Genomic DNA, 19,753 nt, shown 5'->3' on the forward strand with positions numbered 1-19,753 from the left:
TGGGTAGTGCTACGTAAAGGGGCTCAGTAGTTCTACCGAGACCGTCTTTCCTTCACCCGCTCGTGCAGGCTTTTACGGGCCGGCACCAGGGGCGTCCGGCTGCGGGTCCAGGCTCCCTGGCTGCTGGGCGTCAGAGCCCGGAAGCGGGTGGCCAGGAAGGCGAACAGGCGGTACAGGGCAGGGGAGCGGTAGAGCCGGCTCCAGAGTTTGAACGAGAGGGCCACCAGGGGTTTCCTGCCTTCCCCCTCGCCGGCCAAGTGCAGGGCATAGGGATCGGCGCCCCCGGCCTGGCTTCTGGCGCGCAGGTCGATGAGCAGTTCCGGGATGGGAATCTTCACCGGGCAGACCTCGCCGCAGGCGCCGCACAGGCTAGACGCGGTCACCAGGTCGCTGGTGCCTTTGAGACCGAGCATGTGGGGGGAGATGATCTTGCCGATGGGGCCCGGGTAGGTGGTGCCGTAGGCCAGCCCGCCGATACGGGTATAGACCGGGCAGTGGTTCATGCAGGCGCCGCAGCGTATGCATTGCAGGGTGGCGCGGAAGTCCGGACGGGCGTAGGCCTGGGTACGGCCGTTGTCCACCAGCACCAGGTGCACTTCCTTGGGCCCGTCCAGCTCCCCGGGCCGGCGCGGACCGGTGATCCAGTTGAAATAGGTGGTGACCGCTTGGCCGGTGGCGGAGCGGGTCAAAAGCGCCAGGAGCGGCGGCACGTGTTCGAGCTTTTCCACCACCTTCTCGATGCCGGTGACGGCGATGTGCACCTCGGGCACCGTGGTGCACATGCGGCCGTTGCCCTCGTTTTCCACGAGACAAAGGGTGCCCGTCTCGGCCACGGCGAAATTCACCCCGGAAAGCCCCACCTTGGTGGCGCGGAATTTCTCCCGCAGCACCCGGCGGCCGATCTGGATCAGCTCATCCACCGAGTCGGTGTAATCGACGCCGGGCACCTTTTCGGCAAACAGGCGGGCGATCTCTTCCTTGGTCTTGTGGATGGCCGGCATGATGATGTGGGAGGGGCGCTCCCCGGCCAGCTGGACGATGTATTCGCCCATGTCCGACTCCAGGGCGGCGATGCCCCGGGCTTCCAGGGCGTGGTTGAGCTCGATTTCCTCGCTCACCATGGACTTGCCCTTGACGATCAGGTCCGCTTCGGCCCGGAGCATGATCTCGCTGATGATGCCCTGGGCCTGCTCCGGGTTCTCGGCCCAGTGCAACTGGACGCCGTTCTGCTTGAGATTGGCCTCCAGTTGCTCCAGCAGGTCGGGCAGGCGGGAGAGGCTGTATTTGCGGATCGCCTCCCCCTGGCGGCGCAGGGCCTCCAGTCTGGCCGGGTCGGGAAACTGGGCGGCCCGCTTCTGCATCAGGAAATCCATGGCGCCGCGGAAGCTCTTCCTCAGGGCCGGATTGTCCAGAACCTCCTTGCTGCGGCCGCGGAACCCGGCGCCGGGCATGTAGTGCAGGGTTGCGTCATTCACAGCAGGTCCTCCTCAGTCAGGATCACCACCAGGGATTTGGGGCCGTGGGCACCGTAGGCCAGGGTCTGCTGGATGTCGGCAGTCTTGGAGGGGCCGGATACGAAGATCAGGTTGGTGGGCATGGCCGCCGCCCAGCGCTCCTCGGCCAGGGCCGTGGGCATGTCCGGGTAAAGCCGGCGGGCATCGAGCAGGCAGATGTGTACGGGTGGCACCAGGGACAGGCTCCTGGGCTGGGCCGGGGAGGACAGGATCACCAGGGTGCCGGTATCGGCAATGGCGCAGGTGGCCAGGGTCAGGCCCGCGTCCACCTGATCGAACAGCGAGTCCTTCAGGGCCTCCATGGGCTGGTCGAAGGTCTGCAGGGCCGGGCCGCCTTCCCAGGCGGAAAGCAAGCCGGGCATGTCCGGCAGCATCAGCTGACGGATGCCGTAACGGGCGCACACCTGCTCCAGGGCCAGGCGCCAGCCCTGGGGACCCGCATGCAGGACTTCAGCGTGGGCTGCCGTAAGCTGGGTTTCCAGGCTGTGCAGGTATTCGGCCTGGTCCAGCTGGCTGGTCCAGGTATCCAGGGTGGGGGCGGGCAGGGGCGATACCTGCCCCTGGCGCAGGCGGGCAAGGATGCTGGCGCGGGCGGAATGGGCGGCGGTCATGCTTGGGGCTCCAGGCGGGACTTGAGGAAGGAGGCGATGTGCTGCCCCTGCAGGGCGGCACCGGACTTGGCCAGGGTGCCGTTGATGTTGGCCAAGCAGCCGCAGTCGGCGGATACCAGTTGCTGAGCCCCGGAATCCGTCAGGGCCTCGGCCTTGTCGGCCGCCATGGCGGCGGAAAGTTCCGGATGGCGGACCGAAAAGGTGCCGCCAAAACCGCAGCACTCGGCTTCCCGGGCCTGCTGCACCACTTCCACCTGGGCCAGCTGCGCCAGCAGGGCCCTGGAGGTGAGGTGCACGCCCATTTCCCGGCGGGCGGAACAGGAGGTGTGCAGCACCACCCTGGCGGGCTGCCCCCGGTCTTCCAGCTGCACGTTCAGGACCTTGACCAGGAATTCGGTGAATTCGTAGATGCGGCCGCTGATGGCCTGGACCTGGGCCGCCAGCGGATGGTCGGGACCGAACAGGCGAGACCAGTGGTGCTTCATCATCCCGGCGCAGGAGCCCGAGGGCACGACGATGGGCCAGTCTTCCACGAACAGGCGTACCTGCTGCTCAGCCACGGCCAGGGCTTCGGCCGGATAACCGCTGGTATAGGCGGGCTGGCCGCAACAGGACTGGGCATCGGGAAAGACGACACGGATGCCTTGCCGCTCCAGGATGTCCATGGCGGAAATGCCCGCCTCGGGATCGAACAGATCCACCAGGCAGGTGCCAAAGAAATACACCGTGGCCGGACGTTTGCCGGGAGTCAGTGGCATGGATGTCTCCTCCTGTTACGGGCTGCGGTCTGGGTCGCCGCCCCGGATTGCACATGGAATTAATTGCTGCGCCGACGCTTGGTTAATTGGTAATACCAATTCATCGGTGAGGCGAAAAGTTACATGAATGCAGGGGCTTGGTCAAATTATTTGCGCTTATCCCGGGGCTTGCCAGGGCTGTTAATGGCGATTAGAATTTAGTGGTCTTACCAATTAGGGATGTCCCATCCTCTCCATGCCCCCGAGCAAGCTTTCCGTCCCCAGGATTTCCGATGCCATCGCCGAGACCCTGGAGCGCCGCATCCTGGAGGGCTCGCTGAAGCCCGGTGACCGCCTACCGCCGGAGCGGGAACTGGCGGCGGAGCTCGGGGTCTCCCGGCCTTCCCTGCGCGAGGCCATCCAGAAGCTGGCTTCCAAGGGCATGCTGCAGAGCCGCCAGGGCGGCGGTACCTTCGTCACCGACCGGCTCAATTCCACCTTCTTCGACCCCTGGCAGGAAATGCTGGGGGCTCACCCCAACCTGCGCGAAGACCTGCTGGAATTCCGCCGCATGCTCGAAGGCCAGATGGCCGAATGGGCCGCCGAACGGCGCACCGACGAGGACATGCAGCGCCTGACCCAGACTTTCGAAGAGCTGCAGGCCGTCTTCGACGGGGAGGACCGCAAGCGCCAGGCCGCCTGCGACATGGCTTTCCATCAGGCCATCGCCGAGGCTTCCCACAACGCCCTGCTGGGCCACCTGACCTCCACCATGCTGCGCCTGATGGAAGAGAACATCTGCCTCAACCTCACCGAACTGGGCAATGTCTCCCGGGCTTTTTCCCTGCTCAAGGCCCAGCACACGGCCCTGTTCGAGGCCATCCGCGACCGCAAGCCCGGGGCGGCCCGCTCCGCCGCCGAGGTGCATATCGATTTCGTGCACGAGAGCCTGGCCCAGTCCCTGCGCTCCGCCGCCCGCCGGGAAACCGCCGCCCGCCGCTTGAAGGGGGGCGATTTCTCCACCGATTCCAGCAATACCCACACATCTTCCAATTGATTCCTGAAAGGACTCTGCAATGAGCGACAACTACGTCATTCCCTTCGAGCGTCTGCGCATGACGGACGTGGACCAGGTGGGCGGCAAGAATGCCTCCCTGGGCGAGATGATCAGCCAGCTGGCCGACACCGGCGTGCGCGTGCCCGGCGGCTTCGCCACCACCGCCCACGCCTACCGGGTGTTCCTGGCCCAGAGCGGCCTGGACAAGAAGATCGCCGACGCCCTGGAACACCTGGACGTGGATGACGTGAACGCCCTGGTGGCCTGCGGCGAGCAGATCCGCAAGTGGATCATGGATACCCCTTTCCCGATGGACCTGACCATTGCCATTACCGAGCAATATCAGCGCCTTGTGGCCGATTCTTCAAGTGATATGTCGTTCGCGGTGCGCTCCAGCGCCACCGCCGAGGACCTGCCCGACGCCTCCTTCGCCGGCCAGCAGGAAACCTTCCTCAACATCGTCGGCCTGGACAACATCCTGCACGCCATCAAGGAAGTGTTCGCTTCCCTCTACAACGACCGGGCCATCTCCTACCGGGTGCACAAGGGCTTCATCCACGCCGACGTGGCCCTGTCCGCCGGCATCCAGCGCATGGTGCGTTCCGACAAGGGCGCAGCCGGCGTGATGTTCACCCTGGATACCGAATCCGGTTTCCGCGATGCGGTGTTCGTCACCGCCAGCTACGGCCTGGGCGAGACCGTGGTCCAGGGCGCCGTGAACCCGGACGAGTTCTACGTGCACAAGCCCATGCTGGCCGCCGGCAAGAAGGCCGTGGTGCGCCGCAACCTGGGTTCCAAGATGATCAAGATGACCTTCTCCGCCGAGAAGGTGGCGGGCAAGTCCACCATCACCGAGGACGTGGCCGAGGCCGAGCGCATCCGCTTCTCCATCAACGACGCGGAAGTGGAAGAACTGGCCCGCTACGCCATGATCATCGAAAAGCACTACCAGCGGCCCATGGACATCGAGTGGGGCAAGGACGGCGTGGACGGCAAGCTGTACATCCTGCAGGCCCGGCCCGAGACCGTGAAGTCCCAGGAAGGCCACAACCGCCTGGAAAAATTCAAGCTCAAGTCCTTCTCCAAGGTGCTGGCCTCCGGCCGCGCCATCGGCCAGAAGATCGGCGTGGGCCCGGTGCGCATCGTCCACGACCCCAAGGAAATGGACAAGGTCCAGCCCGGCGACGTGCTGGTGGCCGACATGACCGACCCCAACTGGGAACCGGTGATGAAGCGGGCCTCCGCCATCATCACCAACCGGGGCGGCCGCACCTGCCACGCGGCCATCATCGCCCGGGAACTGGGCGTGCCCGCCATCGTCGGCTGCGGCGATGCCACCGAGACCCTGACCGAAGGCGAGATCGTCACCGCCTCCTGCGCCGAGGGCGACACCGGCCACATCTACCGGGGCAAGCTGGACTTCGAAGTGGTGACCAAGGACATCTCCGCCATGCCCGACATCCCCGTCAAGGTGATGATGAACGTGGGCAACCCGGAACTGGCCTTCGAATTCTCCCAGCTGCCCAACGCCGGCGTCGGCCTAGCCCGGGTGGAGTTCGTCATCAACAACGTGATCGGCATCCACCCCAAGGCCATCCTGGACCTGGAGCGCCTGCCCGCTTCCAAGCGCGAGGAAATCCAGCGCCGGGCCCGGGGCTACGCCAGCCCGGTGGAATTCTTCGTGGAAAAGCTGGCTGAAGGCGTGGCCACCATCGCCGCCGCCTTCTACCCCAAGCCCGTGATCGTGCGCCTCTCCGACTTCAAGTCGAATGAATACCGCAAGCTCCTGGGCGGCGAGCTGTACGAGCCCGAGGAAGAAAACCCCATGCTGGGCTTCCGCGGCGCCTCCCGCTACATCGCCCAGTCCTTCCGGGACTGCTTCGAGATGGAATGCCGGGCCATGAAGAAGGTGCGCGAGGAAATGGGCCTCACCAACGTCTGGCTGATGGTGCCCTTCGTACGTACCCTCGAGGAAGGGCAGGGCGTGGTGAACCTGCTGGCCGAGCACGGCCTGAAGCAGGGCGAGAACGACCTGAAGCTGATCATGATGTGCGAGATTCCCTCCAACGCCCTGCTGGCCGACGAGTTCCTCGACATCTTCGACGGTTTCTCCATCGGTTCCAACGACCTGACCCAGCTCACCCTGGGCCTGGACCGGGACTCCGGCCTGGTGGCCAACCTGTTCGACGAGCGTGACCCGGCCGTGAAGAAGCTCCTGGCCATGGCCATCGCCACCGCCAACAAGAAGGGCAAGTACGTGGGCATCTGCGGCCAGGGCCCCTCCGACCATGCCGACTTGGCCGAATGGCTGATGGACCAGGGCATCCAGAGCATGTCCCTGAACCCGGACACGGTGGTGGATACCTGGCAGCGTCTGGCCAGCCACAAGAAGTAAGCAAGGGCGGTTGCGCTCAAGAAGGCCGGGGAAACCCGGCCTTTTTCCATGGTCGAGAAGGTTTTTCATGCCCATCAAGTACGCCCGCCGGCTCACCGGCAAGCAGCGCTCCCGGCACGCCAACCGGCACCTGGGATTTGCCCTGGCCTTCGTGGCCGGAGCCGCCAACGCGGGAGGATTCCTGGCGGTACAGCAATACACCTCCCACATGACCGGCATCGTCTCGGCCATGGCCGACAACCTGGTGCTGGGCGCCACGGAACTGGCCCTGGGGGGACTGGGCGGGCTGATCTCCTTTCTGTGCGGCGCCATGACCTCCGCCATCCTCATCAACTTCTCCCGGCGGCGGCGCCTGCAGGGCGAATACGCCTTGCCCCTGGTGCTGGAGGCCGTGCTGCTGCTCTGTTTCGGCGTGCTCGGGGCGCGTCTGCTGGCCGTTGAGGGACTGTTCGTCCCCCTCACCGTGATGCTGCTCTGCTTCATCATGGGCCTGCAGAATGCCGTGATCACCAAGCTTTCCCGGGCAGAAATCCGCACCACCCACATCACCGGCATGGTGACGGACATCGGCATCGAACTGGGCAAGCTGTTCTACCTGAACCGCCATCACACCCAGGAGCAGCCGGTACAGGCGGATCGGGAACGCTTGCGGGTCAATGCCGGCCTGGTGGGCTGTTTCTTCTGGGGCGGCCTGAGCGGCGCCTGGGGCTTCAAGACCATAGGTTTTCTCTCCACCGTGCCCCTGGCCCTGATCCTCCTGTTTCTGGCCCTGGTACCCGTGGTGGATGACATGCTGGGCTCGGCGCGGAGCTGGCGGGATAGCTAGAAGCGCCGTTCCCCGGCAGCAGAGGCATGTTCTCTCCTGGCGCGGGGATCAGTGGGGAGCAGGAGGGACGCAGGCGCCCGGCTCCTTTTTCAAGCGATAAGCCAGTTGGGGGCGGGTAATCCCCAGCCTGCGAGCGGCACAGGCCATGTTGCCCTCGGCCCGGCGCATCGATTCGTTGAGCAGCATAGCTTCCAGTTGTTCCAGAGACAGCCCGGAAGAGAAGAAGCGCTCAGCCAGTTCTCCTGCTTCCGGGCTGTCCTCCACCTGCAGGTGGCCTGCTGAACAAACCGCGGCATCCTGTTCCCCTGCCTGGGGAATGTGCGAGAACAGATGCTCCACCTCGATCCAGCCTCCCTGGGGCGCCAGGATCACGCCCCGCTCCAGCATGTTTTCCAGTTCCCGGATGTTTCCCGGCCAGGGGTGGGCCTTGAGGAACTGCATGGCCTTGTCGGTCACCCCCAGCAGGCGTTTTTCATGCAGGGTATAGAAACGCTCCAGCATGGCCTCCACCAGCGGGGGGATATCGGCAATGCGCTCCCGCAGGGGAGGGATGTGTATCGGATAGACATTGAGCCGGTAGTAGAGATCAGCCCGGAAGCGGCCCTGGCCCACGGCCTCATGGAGATTGACGTTGGTCGCCGTGACCAAGCGCACATTGATCTTGCGGGTACGGTCATCCCCCAGGCGCTCGATCTCGCCTTCTTGCAGCACCCTTAGCAGCTTGGCCTGGGCCGCCAGAGGCAGTTCGCCGATCTCGTCGAGGAAGAGGGTGCCTCCGTCGGCGCGCTCGAACTTGCCCATGCGTGCCGCCTGGGCTCCCGTATAAGCACCTTTCTCGGCACCGAACAGTTCCGATTCGATCAGGTCGTGGGGCAGGGCGGCACAGTTGATGGCCACGAAAGGCCCATTCTTTCTGGCGCTCAGGGCATGGAGGGTGCGGGCAAAACGTTCCTTGCCCACCCCTGTTTCCCCCAGGAGCAGGACGCTCACATTGCTGGCGGCTGCCTTCTGGACCAGATCGTAGGCCTGCCGGAAAGCACGGGAGGCCCCCACCATATGGGGGGTCAATGTCTGCTGGACGATGCTGCTGCGCAGGTAGTCCACCTGGTGACGCAGTTCCAGCAGACGGTTGAGCAGGGAGTCCGCTTCGAAATAGGGGGTGTACTCGGCGGCATCATCCCAGGCTTCCACGGGCTTGCCGACGATGCGGCAGTGATTGGCGCCACTGGCGGCGCATTCCACTTCCCGGAACAGGATGAAGCGGTCCATGAAGGCGCTGGCATAACCGGAGGCGTGGCCAATATGCATCCAGCAGGCCGGCTCCGGATCATTGCCGTAGTCCGCCACCTGGGCTTCCGCTTCCCAGGAGCTCTCCCAGAGGAATTCGCCGTAGAAATGGCCTGCAGGCACGTCGATTTCCAGGGCTACCGGCACCACCCTGGCCACCCCTTCCAGCATGTGCAACTGGGGACCGACAAAAAAACCGTCCTCCAGGCTGCGTCCGGCCCGGACCCGCTTGGCCAGCTCCGCATCCCGGACTCCCGAAGCGAACCCCATCCGGGTCAGAACCCGGCGGGCATGGTCCCGGCCCACGGAGTCGATCAACTCCTTGCGCAGCGCCGCCAGGGAAGCGTTGTGCATCAGCACCATGCGGTTTTCCGCCAGCCAGATGGTGCCATCCTTCTCGGAAAAACGGATCAGGGCCCGCAGGTCCTGGATGTCGGGGTAGTCCTTGATATCCATTTGTCTCCTTCCAGGCCGGTCGTCTGCATGGACGCCAGCTTTTTTCACGGATGAAATCTCGAGAAATTTCAGAAGGGATTCTGCCACCTTTTGCCGGCAGAAGGCGTGATGAATTCATCAACCTAATCGAAACGTCTTTATCAATTGATAACTCGGCCATGCCCGTGGGCCTGCGGCTCACAAATGCATCCATTAAAATCAAAGCCTTACAAAATCAAAACTTCTGGCACAGCTCCTGCAATGAGCTCCATGGCCGCCGCCCTGGCGGCTGCAAAACGGGAGGAGCAGATGTCAGTGACCCATTTCGATACGGCCCGCAAGTACGTGCGGCTCAGCCAGTACCGGGCCGATGGGCTGGTGGAGTTCGAGTTCGCCGTCGGTGAGCCCGAGCTCTATGTGGAGCTGGTGCTGCCCCGGCCGGCCTTTGCCGACTTTTGCCTGGCCCACCAGGTGATCCTGCTGGAACCCAAGGAACCGGAGGCGGGCCCCGTGCCCGACTGGGACTGGCGGATGCAGCAGGCATCCCGGGAAGGGCTGCGCAAGCGTTAATCGCAGCAATCCGATAATAAAGAGGAGACAAGACATGCAGATGGATCTTCGCACGGTGGCCATCAAGCCCCTGCGTCAGACGTTCGACCACGTGGCCCGGCGGCTGGGGGCGGACAAACCCGCCAGCCGCTACCAGGAAGGCACCCTGGATCTCCAGATGGAGACCAACTTCCACTACCGCCCCCTGTGGGCGCCCGAGTTCGAGATTTTCGACAAGCGCCGCACCGCCATCGTCATGGCGGACTGGTATGCCTTCAAGGATCCCCGCCAGTTCTACTACGGCACCTACACCCTGGCGCGCGCCAAACTGCAGGAAACGGCGGAGGGAGATTTCCAGTTCGTGGAGGAGCGGGGGCTGGCTGAACTGCTGCCTGACGAACTGCGCCAGCTGGCCATGGAAATGCTGCTTCCCCTGCGGCACGTGGCCTGGGGCAGCAACATGAATAACTGCACCATGAGTGACTACGGCTACGGTACGGCCATCACCCAGCCCTGCCTGTATCAGGCCATGGATCAGCTGGGTATTGCCCAGTACATCTCCCGTCTGGGACTGCTCCTGGGAGAACCTGAGGACCTGGATGCCGCCAAGGCGGCCTGGCTGCAGGCGCCCGAATGGCAGGGACTACGCCGCTACGTGGAAGACACCCTGGTACTGCAGGACTGGTTCGAACTGTTCGTGGCCCAGAACCTGGTTCTGGATGGGCTTCTGTATCCCCTGGTCTATGAACATTTCGATCGCTTCCTGGCCTGCCGTGGCGGGCCCACCCTGTCCATGCTCACCCGCTTCCAGAACGAGTGGTTCGCGGAATCCTCCCGTTGGGTGGACAGCTGCATCAAGGTCGCCGCCGGTGAATCGGCCGCGAACCGGGAACGGCTCGAGGCCTGGTGCGGGCACTGGCTGGAACGTGCCCAGGAAGCCCTGACACCGCTGGCTGCCCGAGTATTCACCGACGGTGCCGGGGAAGTCATGGCGGAAATCCTCGAACAGTTCCGGCAACGGCTGACCAAGGCCGGTGTTGGGGGAGGGCAATAAGCATGTCCACCGTATTTCTTGCCTTGCAGACCAATGACGATACCCGCCCCCTGATCGAGGCGATCCTGGCAGACAACCCCCAGGCCGTGCTGCGGGAAGAGCCGGCCATGGTGAAGATCGATGCGGAAGGCTCCCTGGTGGTACGCCGGTCCTCCATCGAAGCCATCCTGGGACGGCCCTTCGATCTCCAGGAGCTGCAGATCAACCTGATTTCCCTCTCGGGCCACGTGGACGAGACGGATGACGAATTCACCCTGAGCTGGGCCCACTAGGCCGGCCCCAAGGAGCACTGAACATGGATATGAAAGCCAGCAAGAAGAAACTGGGTCTGAAGGAACGCTACGCCCACCTGACCCGCGGTCTGGACTGGGAAACCAGCTACCAGAAGATGGATGACGTGTTTCCCTTCGACAAATTCGAAGGCATCAAGATTCACGACTGGGACAAGTGGGAAGACCCCTTCCGCCTGACCATGGATGCCTACTGGAAATACCAGGCGGAAAAGGAGCGCAAGCTCTACGCCATCATCGACGCCTTTCAGCAGAACAACGGTCACCTGGGCATCACCGATGCCCGTTACGTGAATGCCCTGAAGCTGTTCATCACCGGGATTTCCCCCCTGGAATACATGGCCCACCGGGGCTTCACCCATGTGGGCCGGCATTTTCGCGGGGTTGGCCCCCGGGTGGCCTGCCAGATGCAGGCCATCGACGAGATCCGCCACTCCCAGACCCAGATTCATTCGATGTCGAATTACAACCGGCATTACAACGGGATGCATGATTTCAAGAACATGATCGAGAAGGTCTGGTACCTGTCGGTGCCCCGTTCCTTCTTCGATGATGCGGTGACGGCGGGTCCCTTCGAATTCATGATCGCCATCGGTTTTTCCTTCGAATACGTGCTCACCAACCTCCTGTTCGTCCCCTTCATCTCCGGCGCGGCCTTCAATGGGGACATGGGCGCCACCACCTTCGGCTTCTCGGCCCAGTCCGACGAAGCCCGGCACATGACCCTGGGGCTGGAATGCATCAAGTTCATGCTGGAGCAGGACCCGGACAACCTGCCCATCGTCCAGAAATGGATAGACAAATGGACCTGGCGGGGAGTCCGGGTACTCTCCCTGGTGGGCATGATGATGGATTACATGCTGCCCAAGCGGGTCATGAGCTGGCAGGAAGCCTGGGAAATCTACTTCGAGCAGAACGGCGGCGCCCTGTTCAAGGACCTGGCCCGCTACGGCATCACCATCCCCAAGTGTGTGGAGCAGGTGACCAAGGACAAGGAACACATCTCCCACCAGGTGTGGTCCACCTTCTACCAGTACGGCGGCGTCGCAGCCTTCCATACCTGGATGCCCTCCGACGAGGAAATGGACTGGCTTTCCGCCAAGTATCCCAACACCTTCGACAAGTATTACCGGCCCCGTTTCACCTACTGGCGCGAACAGGAAGCCCAGGGCAAGCGTTTCTACAACAACAGCCTGCCCATGCTCTGCCAGACCTGCCAGATTCCCCTGGTGTTCACCGAGCCTGACGACCCCACCAAGATCGCCTACCGGGAGAGCGATTACCAGGGGGAGAAGTACCACTTCTGTTCCGACGGCTGCAAGGAAATCTTCGACAACGAGCCGGAGAAATACGTCCAGGCCTGGCTTCCCGTACATCAGATCTACCAGGGACATTGCTTCAAGCCGGACGTGGATCCCACGGCACCTGGTTTCGATCCCCTGGCAGCGGTCCTCGATTGGTACAACCTGGTGGATGGCCAGGACAACAAGGACTTCAACGGTTCCGAAGACCAGCGCAATTTCGCGGCCTGGCGCGGCATGGCCACCCGGAACGACTGACCCGAGTGCCGGGGGGCAGCGTTCCCCCGGGGCTCCCCGAAAATCAAGATAAAGGAGACAAATCATGCCCGTTGTGGCCCTCAAACCCTACCAAGGCGAAGTCAAGGATCGCCAGGAGAACTTTCACGGCAACCAGCTGCTGTACGTGGGCTGGGAAGACCACCTGATGTTCTGTGCCCCCCTGTGTTTCATGCTGCCCCCGGACCTGCGGTTCGGCGATCTGCCGGAGCAGATCCTGCCCGGCGCCTATGGCGCCCACCCGGACTGGGCCCGGGTCGACTGGAGCGAAGCCCGCTGGTTCCGTTCCGGCCGGCCCTGGCAACCGGATTTCGACAAGACCCTGGCGGAAAACGGCCTGGGTCACAAGGAAGTGCTGCGTTTCCAGACCCCCGGTCTGACCGGGATAGCAGGCAGCTGCAGCTGACATCCCCGGGCAGCCCGCCCGGAACAGCCCTTGTCGGGCCCCCACGGGCCCTGGATAGAAATCGTCTTCCGGCCAGCCGGCGGGTGGCTCCTGCCCGCCGGTTGAGCTGGCAACAGAGGAATGCATCATGAGTTATCAATTGACCCTGGAGCCCATCGGCGAATGTCTGGAAGTGGAGGAGGGGCAGAGCGTGCTCGATGCCTGCCTGAGGGCAGGCTTCTATCTGCCCCATGCCTGCTGCCACGGCCTGTGCGCCACCTGCAAGGTGCAGGTGCTGGATGGAGAAGTGGACCATGGGGAAGCATCCAGTTTTGCCCTCATGGATTTCGAGCGGGACGAAGGCAAGATCCTGGCCTGTTGCGCCACCCTCCAGAGCGACCTGGTGATCGAGGCTGACATCGAGGAGGAGCCTGATGCCCGCTCCATCCCGGTACGGGATTTCCAGGCCCGGGTGAGCCGGATCGAAACCCTGACCCCGACCATCAAAGGCTTCTGGTTCGAACTGGAAGCCGGGGCCAAGCTGGATTTCCAGGCCGGTCAGTACGTCAATCTGCATCTGCCCGACGGCAGCGCCAGCCGGGCCTTTTCACTGGCCAACCAGCCCGGGCAGGCGGAACTGGAGCTGAACATCCGGCGGGTGCCCGGGGGGCAGGTCACCACCTACCTGCACGACCAGCTGCAGGTGGGAGACCGGCTCACGCTCTCGGGGCCCTACGGACGTTTCTTCGTGCGTGAATCAGCTGGCTTGCCCACGCTCTTCATCGCCGGCGGTTCAGGGCTCTCCAGCCCCCGGGCCATGATCCTGGATCTCCTGGCCCGGGGCAGCCGCCTGCCCATCACCCTGATCTACGGTGCCCGCAACCGGGCCGAGCTTTATTACCACGAGGAATTCCTGGCCCTTGCCGAGGAATACAGCGCTTTCACCTACCTGCCGGTGCTCTCCGACGAACCCGCCGAGAGCGGCTGGAACGGTGCCCGGGGGCTGGCTCACGACGCTGCACGCGCCCATTTCGAAGGCGACTTCCGGGGGCACAAGGCCTATCTCTGCGGCCCTCCGGCCATGATCGAAGCCTGCATTGCCACCCTGATGCAAGGCCGCCTGTTCGAAGAGGACATTTACACGGAGAAGTTCTTCAGCGCCGCCGATGCCCAGCAGGTGCGCAGTCCCCTGTTCAGGCGGCTGTAGCGCCGCCCCCCGGGGTTTGCAGGTCGGTGGAGCTCATGGTCTCCACCGGAAGTTCACGAATGGATTTCAGGGTGAGCAGAATATGTTCCGCAAGCAGTTGGCAAGCCAGTTCCGCATTACGCCCCAGGGTTGCCTGGAAAATGGCCGTGTGCTCTGCATGCAGGTCCCGGGGAATAGGGCGCGCCGTGACGGCCAGACGCCGGTAGCGCTCGGACTGACGGTAAAGCACCGCCAGGAAATGCCTGATCCAGCGGGAAGGGCTGGCGGCGATCAGGGCCTCATGGAACTCCCGGTTGCGCGCTTCCCATTCATCCACCCAGGCTCCGTGATGCTCCCCCAGACGCTCCTCGGCTTTCGTGAGTTGATGAAAGCTCGCGACAAGATCCGCTTCCCAGGCGTCATCCCCATGTTCGATGGCATTTCTCAAGGCCTGGGTCTCGAGCAGCACCCGGGTCCGGGTGATGTCCTCGAAATCGGAAAGGGACATGGACGTGACCCGGAAGCCCCGTTGCCCCTGGGTCACTACCAGCGCATCGGCCACCAGGAGGGCAAGCGCCTCCCGCAGGGTGCCGGCCCCCACCTGGTACTCATCCTTCAGATGCTCCACCCGGAGCTTTTCGCCGGGCGCACGGCGGCCGCTGATGATGTCCCTTCGCAGTTGCAGATAGGCCGCTTCTACCAGTGTTTTGGGGGCAGGTCCCGGTTGGGGCAAGGGGTGGGTGTGCATGCTCTTGAGGAAGACTGTGGGCGGGGGGCCGCGTCAGGCCGCTACTTTACCGATTTTCACGTTTATGGAGGAAGAAAAAAATCTCGAGAAAATGCTTGACCCCAGCTAAAACTGGTTTTATCTTCTTGAATATCGATAATGACAAAAATTATCGAGATTATGAAAAGAGCCTCAGGCCAAAACTCCAATACAGAAGGAGGAGACAAGATGCGTTACTCGGTACAGATCGAGGAAACAGGCGAGGTCTATGCCTGCACGGAACAACAATCCCTGCTCTGGGGACTGGCCCAGTTGGGCCGGAAGGGCATTCCCCTGGGCTGTCGGGGCGGCGGCTGCGGTGTCTGCAAGGTGGCCATCACCCAAGGGGATTACCAGACCGGTCCCATGAGTGCGGCCCATGTGACGCCGGAGGAACGCCAGAGCGGCGTGGTTCTGGCCTGCCGCTGTTATCCCCGGGGAGACCTTTCCCTGCGGGTGCTGGGCAAGATGCAACGTACTGTCTGCGCTCCCGGAGGAGGGGACGCAGCTAAGGCAAGCGAGCAACACCAACCTGCAGTTCAATAAGAGGAGACAACACCATGGCAATGACAGGAGTACTTCGTCCCGGGCACGTACAGATGCGCGTTCTGGATCTCGAAGAAAGCATCCATTTCTACACCAACGTCCTAGGCCTGATCGAGACCGGCCGAGACAGCCAGGGGCGTGTCTATTTCAAGGCCTGGGATGAGCGCGACCACAACAGCGTGCTGATCCGCCAGGCCGATACGGCCGGCCTCGATTTCGTCGGCTTCAAGGTGGACAGCGTGGCCACCCTCGATCAGCTGGAAGCCGACCTGAAGGCCTATGGGGTCATGACGGAACGGATCCCGGCCGGGGAAATGCTGGAAACCGGCGATCGGGTCCGCTTCCTGCTGCCCACGGGGCACACCTTCGAGCTCTATGCCGAAAAGACGGATATCGGTAACGGCCAGCCCTACGTGAATCCGGAAGCCTGGATTCCGGCCGCGGAACATGGCATCGCGCCCGTCCGTTTCGACCATCTGCTCTGCTACGGGCCCGACATCGAGAAGGCCCAGGCCATCCTGCAGGATGTGCTCGGCTTCTATCTGGTCGAGCACATCGAGCTGGAAGACGGATCGGGGGATCTGGCCATCTGGCTGTCCACCTCGATCAAGGCCCACGACATCGCCTTCGTCCGCCACCCGGAACCGGGCAAGTTGCACCATGTTTCCTTCCTGCTCGACAGCTGGGAAAAGGTGCTGCGCGCGGCCGATCTGATGTCCATCAACCGGGTTTCCATTGATATCGGGCCCACCCGCCACGGGGTCACCCGAGGCACCACCATCTACGCCTTTGACCCCTCCGGCAACCGCTTCGAGACATTCTGCGGCGGTTATCAGTCCTATCCGGACGGCAAGCCGATCAAGTGGACCATGGGCGATGTGGGGCGCGGCATTTTCTACCACGACCGAGCCCTCAACGACACCTTCCTCTCGGTGGTGACCTGATGCAGGTCCAGGTCAGCACGCCTGGCCTTTCCTGGGAGGCGGCCAGCACCGCCGCCCGAGCAGCGGTCCGCCACGCGGAAGGTCAGGGTTGGAAGATCAACGTGGCCGTGGTGGACCGGGGCGGCAACCTGATGGCCTTCCTGCGCATGCCGGGTGCCTTTTTACACAGCAGTCAGATTGCCATGGACAAGGCCTACACGGCAGCCAGTTTCGGCTTTCGCACCAAGGACTGGATGAGCCTGGTGGGCCACGATGAAGGCATGAAGCTGGGTTTTGCAGTTCAGCCCAGGCTGATTGTCTTTGGCGGCGGCATCCCGATTCCCTGGGAGGGCGACTGGATAGGCGGCATCGGGGTATCCGGCGCCTCCGAGGAAGAAGACGAAATCTGTGCCCGGGCCGGGCTGGCAGCCCTGAATCCGGCCGAAACACAGTTGAGCCAAGGAAAACAACACGGACAAGACCATGAAGACCATAGCTAATTTCATCGACGGAGCCTTTGTCGTCGCGGCGGGCGGCAGGGTGTTCGAGAAGCGTTCGCCCCTCAACAACGAATTGATCGCCCTCGTTTCCGAGGCCGGGCGCGACGAGGTGGATGCTGCCGTGACGGCGGCTCGGGCAGCGCTGGAAGGTCCCTGGGGCAAGATGACGGTGGATGAGCGGGTGAAACTGCTCAACGCCGTCGCCGACGAGATCAATCGCCGTTTCGACGATTTCCTGGCGGCCGAGGTGGCGGACACCGGCAAGCCGCGCAGCCTCGCCAGCCATATCGACATTCCTCGCGGCGCCGCCAACTTCAAGATCTTCGCCGACGTGATCAAGAACACGCCGACGGAGTTCTTCGAAACGGCGACCCCCGACGGCCGCGGCGCGATCAATTACGCGACCCGCCGCCCGGTCGGCGTGGTCGGCGTGGTCTGTCCCTGGAACCTGCCGCTGCTGCTGATGACCTGGAAGGTGGGACCGGCCCTGGCCTGTGGCAACACGGTGGTGGTGAAACCCTCCGAGGTGACGCCCCAGACCGCGACCCTGCTGGGCGAGGTGATGAACGCAGTCGGCATTCCCAAGGGGGTGTACAACGTCGTGCATGGCTTCGGCCCCGATTCCGCCGGCGAATTCCTCACCACCCACAAGGGGGTGAATGCCATCACCTTCACCGGCGAAACCCGCACCGGCATGGCCATCATGAAGGCCGCGGCCGACGGTGCCCGGCCCGTGTCCCTGGAAATGGGCGGCAAGAATCCGGCCATCGTCTTTGCCGATGCGGATTTCGATGCCGCCATCGAAGGCACCCTGCGTTCGGCCTTCGTCAATTGCGGGCAGGTCTGTCTCGGTACCGAACGGGTCTACGTGGAACGGCCGATTTTCGATCGTTTCGTGGCGGCCCTGAAGGCCGGCGCCGAAGCCCTGCAGATCGGCGTTCCCGAAGATCCGGCGACCGGCATGGGCCCGCTGGTTTCCCTCGAACATCAGGCCAAGGTGCTCTCCTACTACCGGAAGGCGGTGGAAGAAGGGGCGACGGTGGTGACCGGCGGCGGCGTACCCGCGATGCCCGGCGATCTCGCCAAGGGGGCCTGGGTGCAACCGACCATCTGGACCGGCCTGGGTGACGACGCGGCGGTGGCGACCGAGGAAATCTTCGGGCCCTGCTGCCACGTCTTCCCCTTCGACAGCGAGGACGAGGTGGTGGCGCGGGCCAACAACACCGAGTACGGACTGGCAGCGGCGGTGTGGACCCGCGACCTGTCACGGGCGCACCGGGTGGCGGCGCGCATGGAGGTGGGGCTGTGCTGGGTCAATTCCTGGTTCCTGCGCGACCTGCGCACCCCCTTCGGTGGTTCCAAGAATTCCGGCATCGGGCGCGAAGGCGGCGTGCATTCCCTGGAGTTCTACACCGAACTCAAGAACGTCTGCATCAAGCTCTGAGCATGTCCATGCCTTCCGACAATCCCGAACTCGGCCGCAGCATCGCCACGACAGGCAGTTTCGGCGCCATTGCCACCAACTGCCACGACCTGGGCGAGGGCACGCCGGTAGTCCTGATCCACGGCTCCGGCCCTGGTGTCTCGGCCTGGGCCAACTGGCGTCCGGTACTGCCGGAACTGGCCCGCCGCTTCCGGGTGCTGGCGCCGGACATGCTGGGATTCGGCTTCACCGAGCGGCCCGCCGCCGTTCGCTACAGCCTGGAAATCTGGCTCGAGCACCTGTTCGCCCTGCTCGACGCCGAAGGTCTGCAGCAGGTGCATCTGGTCGGCAATTCCTTCGGCGGGGCGATTGCCCTGGCCGCGGCGATCCGTCGGCCGGAGCGGGTGGGGCGGCTGGTGCTGATGGGCAGCGTCGGCGTGCCGTTTCCGATCAGCAACGGACTGGACCGGGTCTGGGGCTATCAACCTTCACTGGCCAACATGCGGGAACTGCTGGACCTGTTCGCCCACGACCGGGGACTGGTCAACGACGAACTGGCAGAGCTGCGCTACCAGGCCAGCATCCGGCCGGGTGTCCAGGAGTCCTTCGCAGCCATGTTCCCGGCGCCGCGACAGCGCTGGGTCGATGCCCTGGCGAGCGAGGAGCGCGACATCCGCAGCCTGCCCCACGAGGTCCTCATCATTCACGGCCGCAAGGACCGGGTGATTCCTGTCAGCAATGCCCTGCGCCTGCTGGAACTGATCGAACGCGCCCAACTGCACCTGTTCGGGCGTTGCGGGCACTGGACACAAATCGAACACGCCGCGCGCTTCGCCCGTCTGGTCGGCGATTTCCTCGCCGAGGGCGAGGCGCGCACTTAAAGGAGAAAACCCATGGCGCTAGACGCAAAAACGGTGGAAACCCTGGGCGACGAGCTGTACGCCGCCCTGACCGGCCGCCACACCATCACACCCTTCACCAGTCGCGGACTGGACCTCGACATCGAGGATGCCTACCACATCCAGCAACGCATGGTGGGGCGGCGCATCGAGGCCGGGGAGCGGGTGGTCGGCAAGAAGATTGGTGTCACCAGCAAGGTGGTAATGAACATGCTCGACGTGCATCAGCCCGACTTCGGCTACCTGCTCGACGGCATGGTGTACAACGAGGGCGAGACCATTCCCATGGACACCCTGATCCAGCCGCGGGCCGAGGGTGAGATCGCCTTCATCCTGAAAAAGGATTTGCTGGGCCCCGGCGTCACCAACGCCGACGTGCTGCGCGCCACCGAATGCGTGATGCCCTGCTTCGAGATCGTCGATTCGCGCATCCACGACTGGAAGATCCGCATCCAGGACACGGTGGCCGACAACGCCTCCTGCGGCGTCTTCGTGCTGGGCGACCAGGCGGTCGCACCGCACAAGGTCGATCTGGCCCTGTGCGGCATGGTGCTGGAAAAGAACGGCGAAATCGTCGGCACCGGCGCCGGCGCGGCGGCCCTCGGCTCGCCGGTCAATGCCATCGCCTGGCTGGCCAATACCCTGGGCCGTCTTGGCATTCCCCTGAAAGCCGGCGAAGTGGTCCTCTCCGGTTCCCTGGCGGCGCTGATCCCAGTGCGGTCGGGCGACAGCCTGCGCATCGCCATCGGCGGCATCGGCGGCTGCTCGGTGCGTTTCCAGTAAAGGGAGCCAG

Annotated in this window: 19 protein-coding genes and 1 pseudogene; 15 read left to right on the forward strand and 5 right to left on the reverse strand. The window is 63.7% G+C overall.

Going from position 1 to position 19,753, the window contains the following annotated elements; genetic code table 11:
• Window positions 1-32: 32 nt before the first annotated feature.
• Genes G474_RS0100065 through G474_RS18870 form a run of 3 tightly spaced genes read right to left on the reverse strand, consistent with a single transcriptional unit; the run spans window position 33 to window position 2,883 of the window.
• Entirely contained in the window at window positions 33-1,451 is a 1,419-nt protein-coding gene (locus tag G474_RS0100065; RefSeq protein WP_211228037.1) for a LutB/LldF family L-lactate oxidation iron-sulfur protein, read from the reverse strand.
• A 20-nt stretch (window positions 1,452-1,471) separates the two neighbouring features.
• The gene (locus G474_RS18865; protein WP_043462699.1) at window positions 1,472-2,125 is read right to left on the reverse strand and encodes a LutC/YkgG family protein; all 654 of its coding nucleotides are present in this window, start codon (window positions 2,123-2,125) and stop codon (window positions 1,472-1,474) included.
• On the reverse strand, window positions 2,122-2,883 hold the full coding sequence (locus G474_RS18870) for a (Fe-S)-binding protein (RefSeq protein ID WP_051281586.1): 762 nt from the start codon (window positions 2,881-2,883) through the stop codon (window positions 2,122-2,124). Before G474_RS18870 ends, G474_RS18865 begins: the two co-directional genes overlap by 4 nt.
• Before the next feature lie 235 nt (window positions 2,884-3,118).
• Here G474_RS18870 and G474_RS0100080 point away from each other — a divergent pair, with 235 nt between their 5' ends.
• From G474_RS0100080 to G474_RS0100090, 3 genes and pseudogenes are all read left to right on the forward strand, one after another.
• Complete coding sequence (locus G474_RS0100080) at window positions 3,119-3,919, forward strand: GntR family transcriptional regulator (protein WP_026685202.1); 801 nt, start codon at window positions 3,119-3,121, stop codon at window positions 3,917-3,919.
• 19 nt (window positions 3,920-3,938) lie between these two features.
• Window positions 3,939-6,314, forward strand: coding sequence for a phosphoenolpyruvate synthase (gene ppsA, locus G474_RS0100085; RefSeq protein WP_026685203.1), 2,376 nt, complete (start codon window positions 3,939-3,941; stop codon window positions 6,312-6,314).
• 67 nt (window positions 6,315-6,381) lie between these two features.
• Window positions 6,382-7,131, forward strand: a pseudogene (locus G474_RS0100090) (YoaK family protein); the annotation flags it as partial.
• Window positions 7,132-7,188: 57 nt separating this feature from the next.
• On the opposite strand, the gene G474_RS0100095 reads toward G474_RS0100090, so the two are convergent.
• Complete coding sequence (locus tag G474_RS0100095; protein WP_026685205.1) at window positions 7,189-8,883, reverse strand: sigma-54-dependent Fis family transcriptional regulator; 1,695 nt, start codon at window positions 8,881-8,883, stop codon at window positions 7,189-7,191.
• A 240-nt stretch (window positions 8,884-9,123) separates the two neighbouring features.
• Between G474_RS0100095 and G474_RS0100100 the strand changes: the two genes are divergently transcribed.
• The 6 genes from G474_RS0100100 (at window position 9,124) to G474_RS0100125 (ending at window position 13,924) form a co-directional block, all read left to right on the forward strand.
• Window positions 9,124-9,432, forward strand: a complete 309-nt coding sequence (locus G474_RS0100100; protein ID WP_245589275.1) for a phenol hydroxylase subunit — start codon at window positions 9,124-9,126, stop codon at window positions 9,430-9,432.
• 34 nt (window positions 9,433-9,466) lie between these two features.
• Window positions 9,467-10,465, forward strand: a complete 999-nt coding sequence (locus G474_RS0100105) for an aromatic/alkene monooxygenase hydroxylase subunit beta (protein ID WP_026685207.1) — start codon at window positions 9,467-9,469, stop codon at window positions 10,463-10,465.
• A 2-nt stretch (window positions 10,466-10,467) separates the two neighbouring features.
• Window positions 10,468-10,737 carry an MmoB/DmpM family protein gene (locus tag G474_RS0100110; protein WP_026685208.1) on the forward strand — a complete coding sequence of 90 codons (270 nt, stop codon included), beginning with the start codon at window positions 10,468-10,470 and terminating at the stop codon, window positions 10,735-10,737.
• Window positions 10,738-10,760: 23 nt separating this feature from the next.
• Entirely contained in the window at window positions 10,761-12,314 is a 1,554-nt protein-coding gene (locus G474_RS0100115) for an aromatic/alkene/methane monooxygenase hydroxylase/oxygenase subunit alpha (protein ID WP_026685209.1), read from the forward strand.
• Window positions 12,315-12,378: 64 nt separating this feature from the next.
• Window positions 12,379-12,738 (forward strand): phenol hydroxylase subunit P4, encoded by a 360-nt coding sequence (locus G474_RS0100120; RefSeq protein WP_026685210.1) that lies wholly within the window; start codon window positions 12,379-12,381, stop codon window positions 12,736-12,738.
• A gap of 127 nt (window positions 12,739-12,865) precedes the next feature.
• Window positions 12,866-13,924, forward strand: a complete 1,059-nt coding sequence (locus G474_RS0100125) for an NADH:ubiquinone reductase (Na(+)-transporting) subunit F (RefSeq protein WP_026685211.1) — start codon at window positions 12,866-12,868, stop codon at window positions 13,922-13,924.
• On the opposite strand, the gene G474_RS0100130 is transcribed toward G474_RS0100125, so the two are convergent.
• Entirely contained in the window at window positions 13,911-14,651 is a 741-nt protein-coding gene (locus G474_RS0100130; protein ID WP_026685212.1) for a GntR family transcriptional regulator, read from the reverse strand. The genes G474_RS0100125 and G474_RS0100130 overlap by 14 nt on opposite strands.
• A 207-nt stretch (window positions 14,652-14,858) precedes the next feature.
• On the opposite strand from G474_RS0100130, the gene G474_RS18875 reads away from it, so the two are divergent.
• Genes G474_RS18875 through dmpE form a run of 6 tightly spaced genes read left to right on the forward strand, consistent with a single transcriptional unit; the run spans window position 14,859 to window position 19,743 of the window.
• On the forward strand, window positions 14,859-15,215 hold the full coding sequence (locus G474_RS18875) for a 2Fe-2S iron-sulfur cluster-binding protein (RefSeq protein ID WP_043462702.1): 357 nt from the start codon (window positions 14,859-14,861) through the stop codon (window positions 15,213-15,215).
• Between the two features lie 14 nt (window positions 15,216-15,229).
• Window positions 15,230-16,159 (forward strand): catechol 2,3-dioxygenase, encoded by a 930-nt coding sequence (locus tag G474_RS0100145; protein WP_026685213.1) that lies wholly within the window; start codon window positions 15,230-15,232, stop codon window positions 16,157-16,159.
• A complete protein-coding gene (locus G474_RS18880) occupies window positions 16,159-16,638 on the forward strand; it encodes a GlcG/HbpS family heme-binding protein (protein WP_051281588.1) in 480 nt (159 codons plus the stop codon). Before G474_RS0100145 ends, G474_RS18880 begins: the two co-directional genes overlap by 1 nt.
• Window positions 16,622-18,082, forward strand: coding sequence for a 2-hydroxymuconic semialdehyde dehydrogenase (locus G474_RS0100155; protein WP_026685214.1), 1,461 nt, complete (start codon window positions 16,622-16,624; stop codon window positions 18,080-18,082). The genes G474_RS18880 and G474_RS0100155 overlap by 17 nt, the downstream gene beginning before the upstream one ends.
• An 8-nt stretch (window positions 18,083-18,090) precedes the next feature.
• Window positions 18,091-18,942, forward strand: a complete 852-nt coding sequence (locus G474_RS0100160) for an alpha/beta fold hydrolase (RefSeq protein WP_211228038.1) — start codon at window positions 18,091-18,093, stop codon at window positions 18,940-18,942.
• 12 nt (window positions 18,943-18,954) lie between these two features.
• Complete coding sequence (dmpE, locus tag G474_RS0100165; RefSeq protein WP_026685216.1) at window positions 18,955-19,743, forward strand: 2-oxopent-4-enoate hydratase; 789 nt, start codon at window positions 18,955-18,957, stop codon at window positions 19,741-19,743.
• Window positions 19,744-19,753: the final 10 nt, after the last annotated feature.

It is taken from the genome of Azovibrio restrictus DSM 23866, from assembly GCF_000429665.1.
Classification (GTDB): domain Bacteria; phylum Pseudomonadota; class Gammaproteobacteria; order Burkholderiales; family Rhodocyclaceae; genus Azovibrio; species Azovibrio restrictus.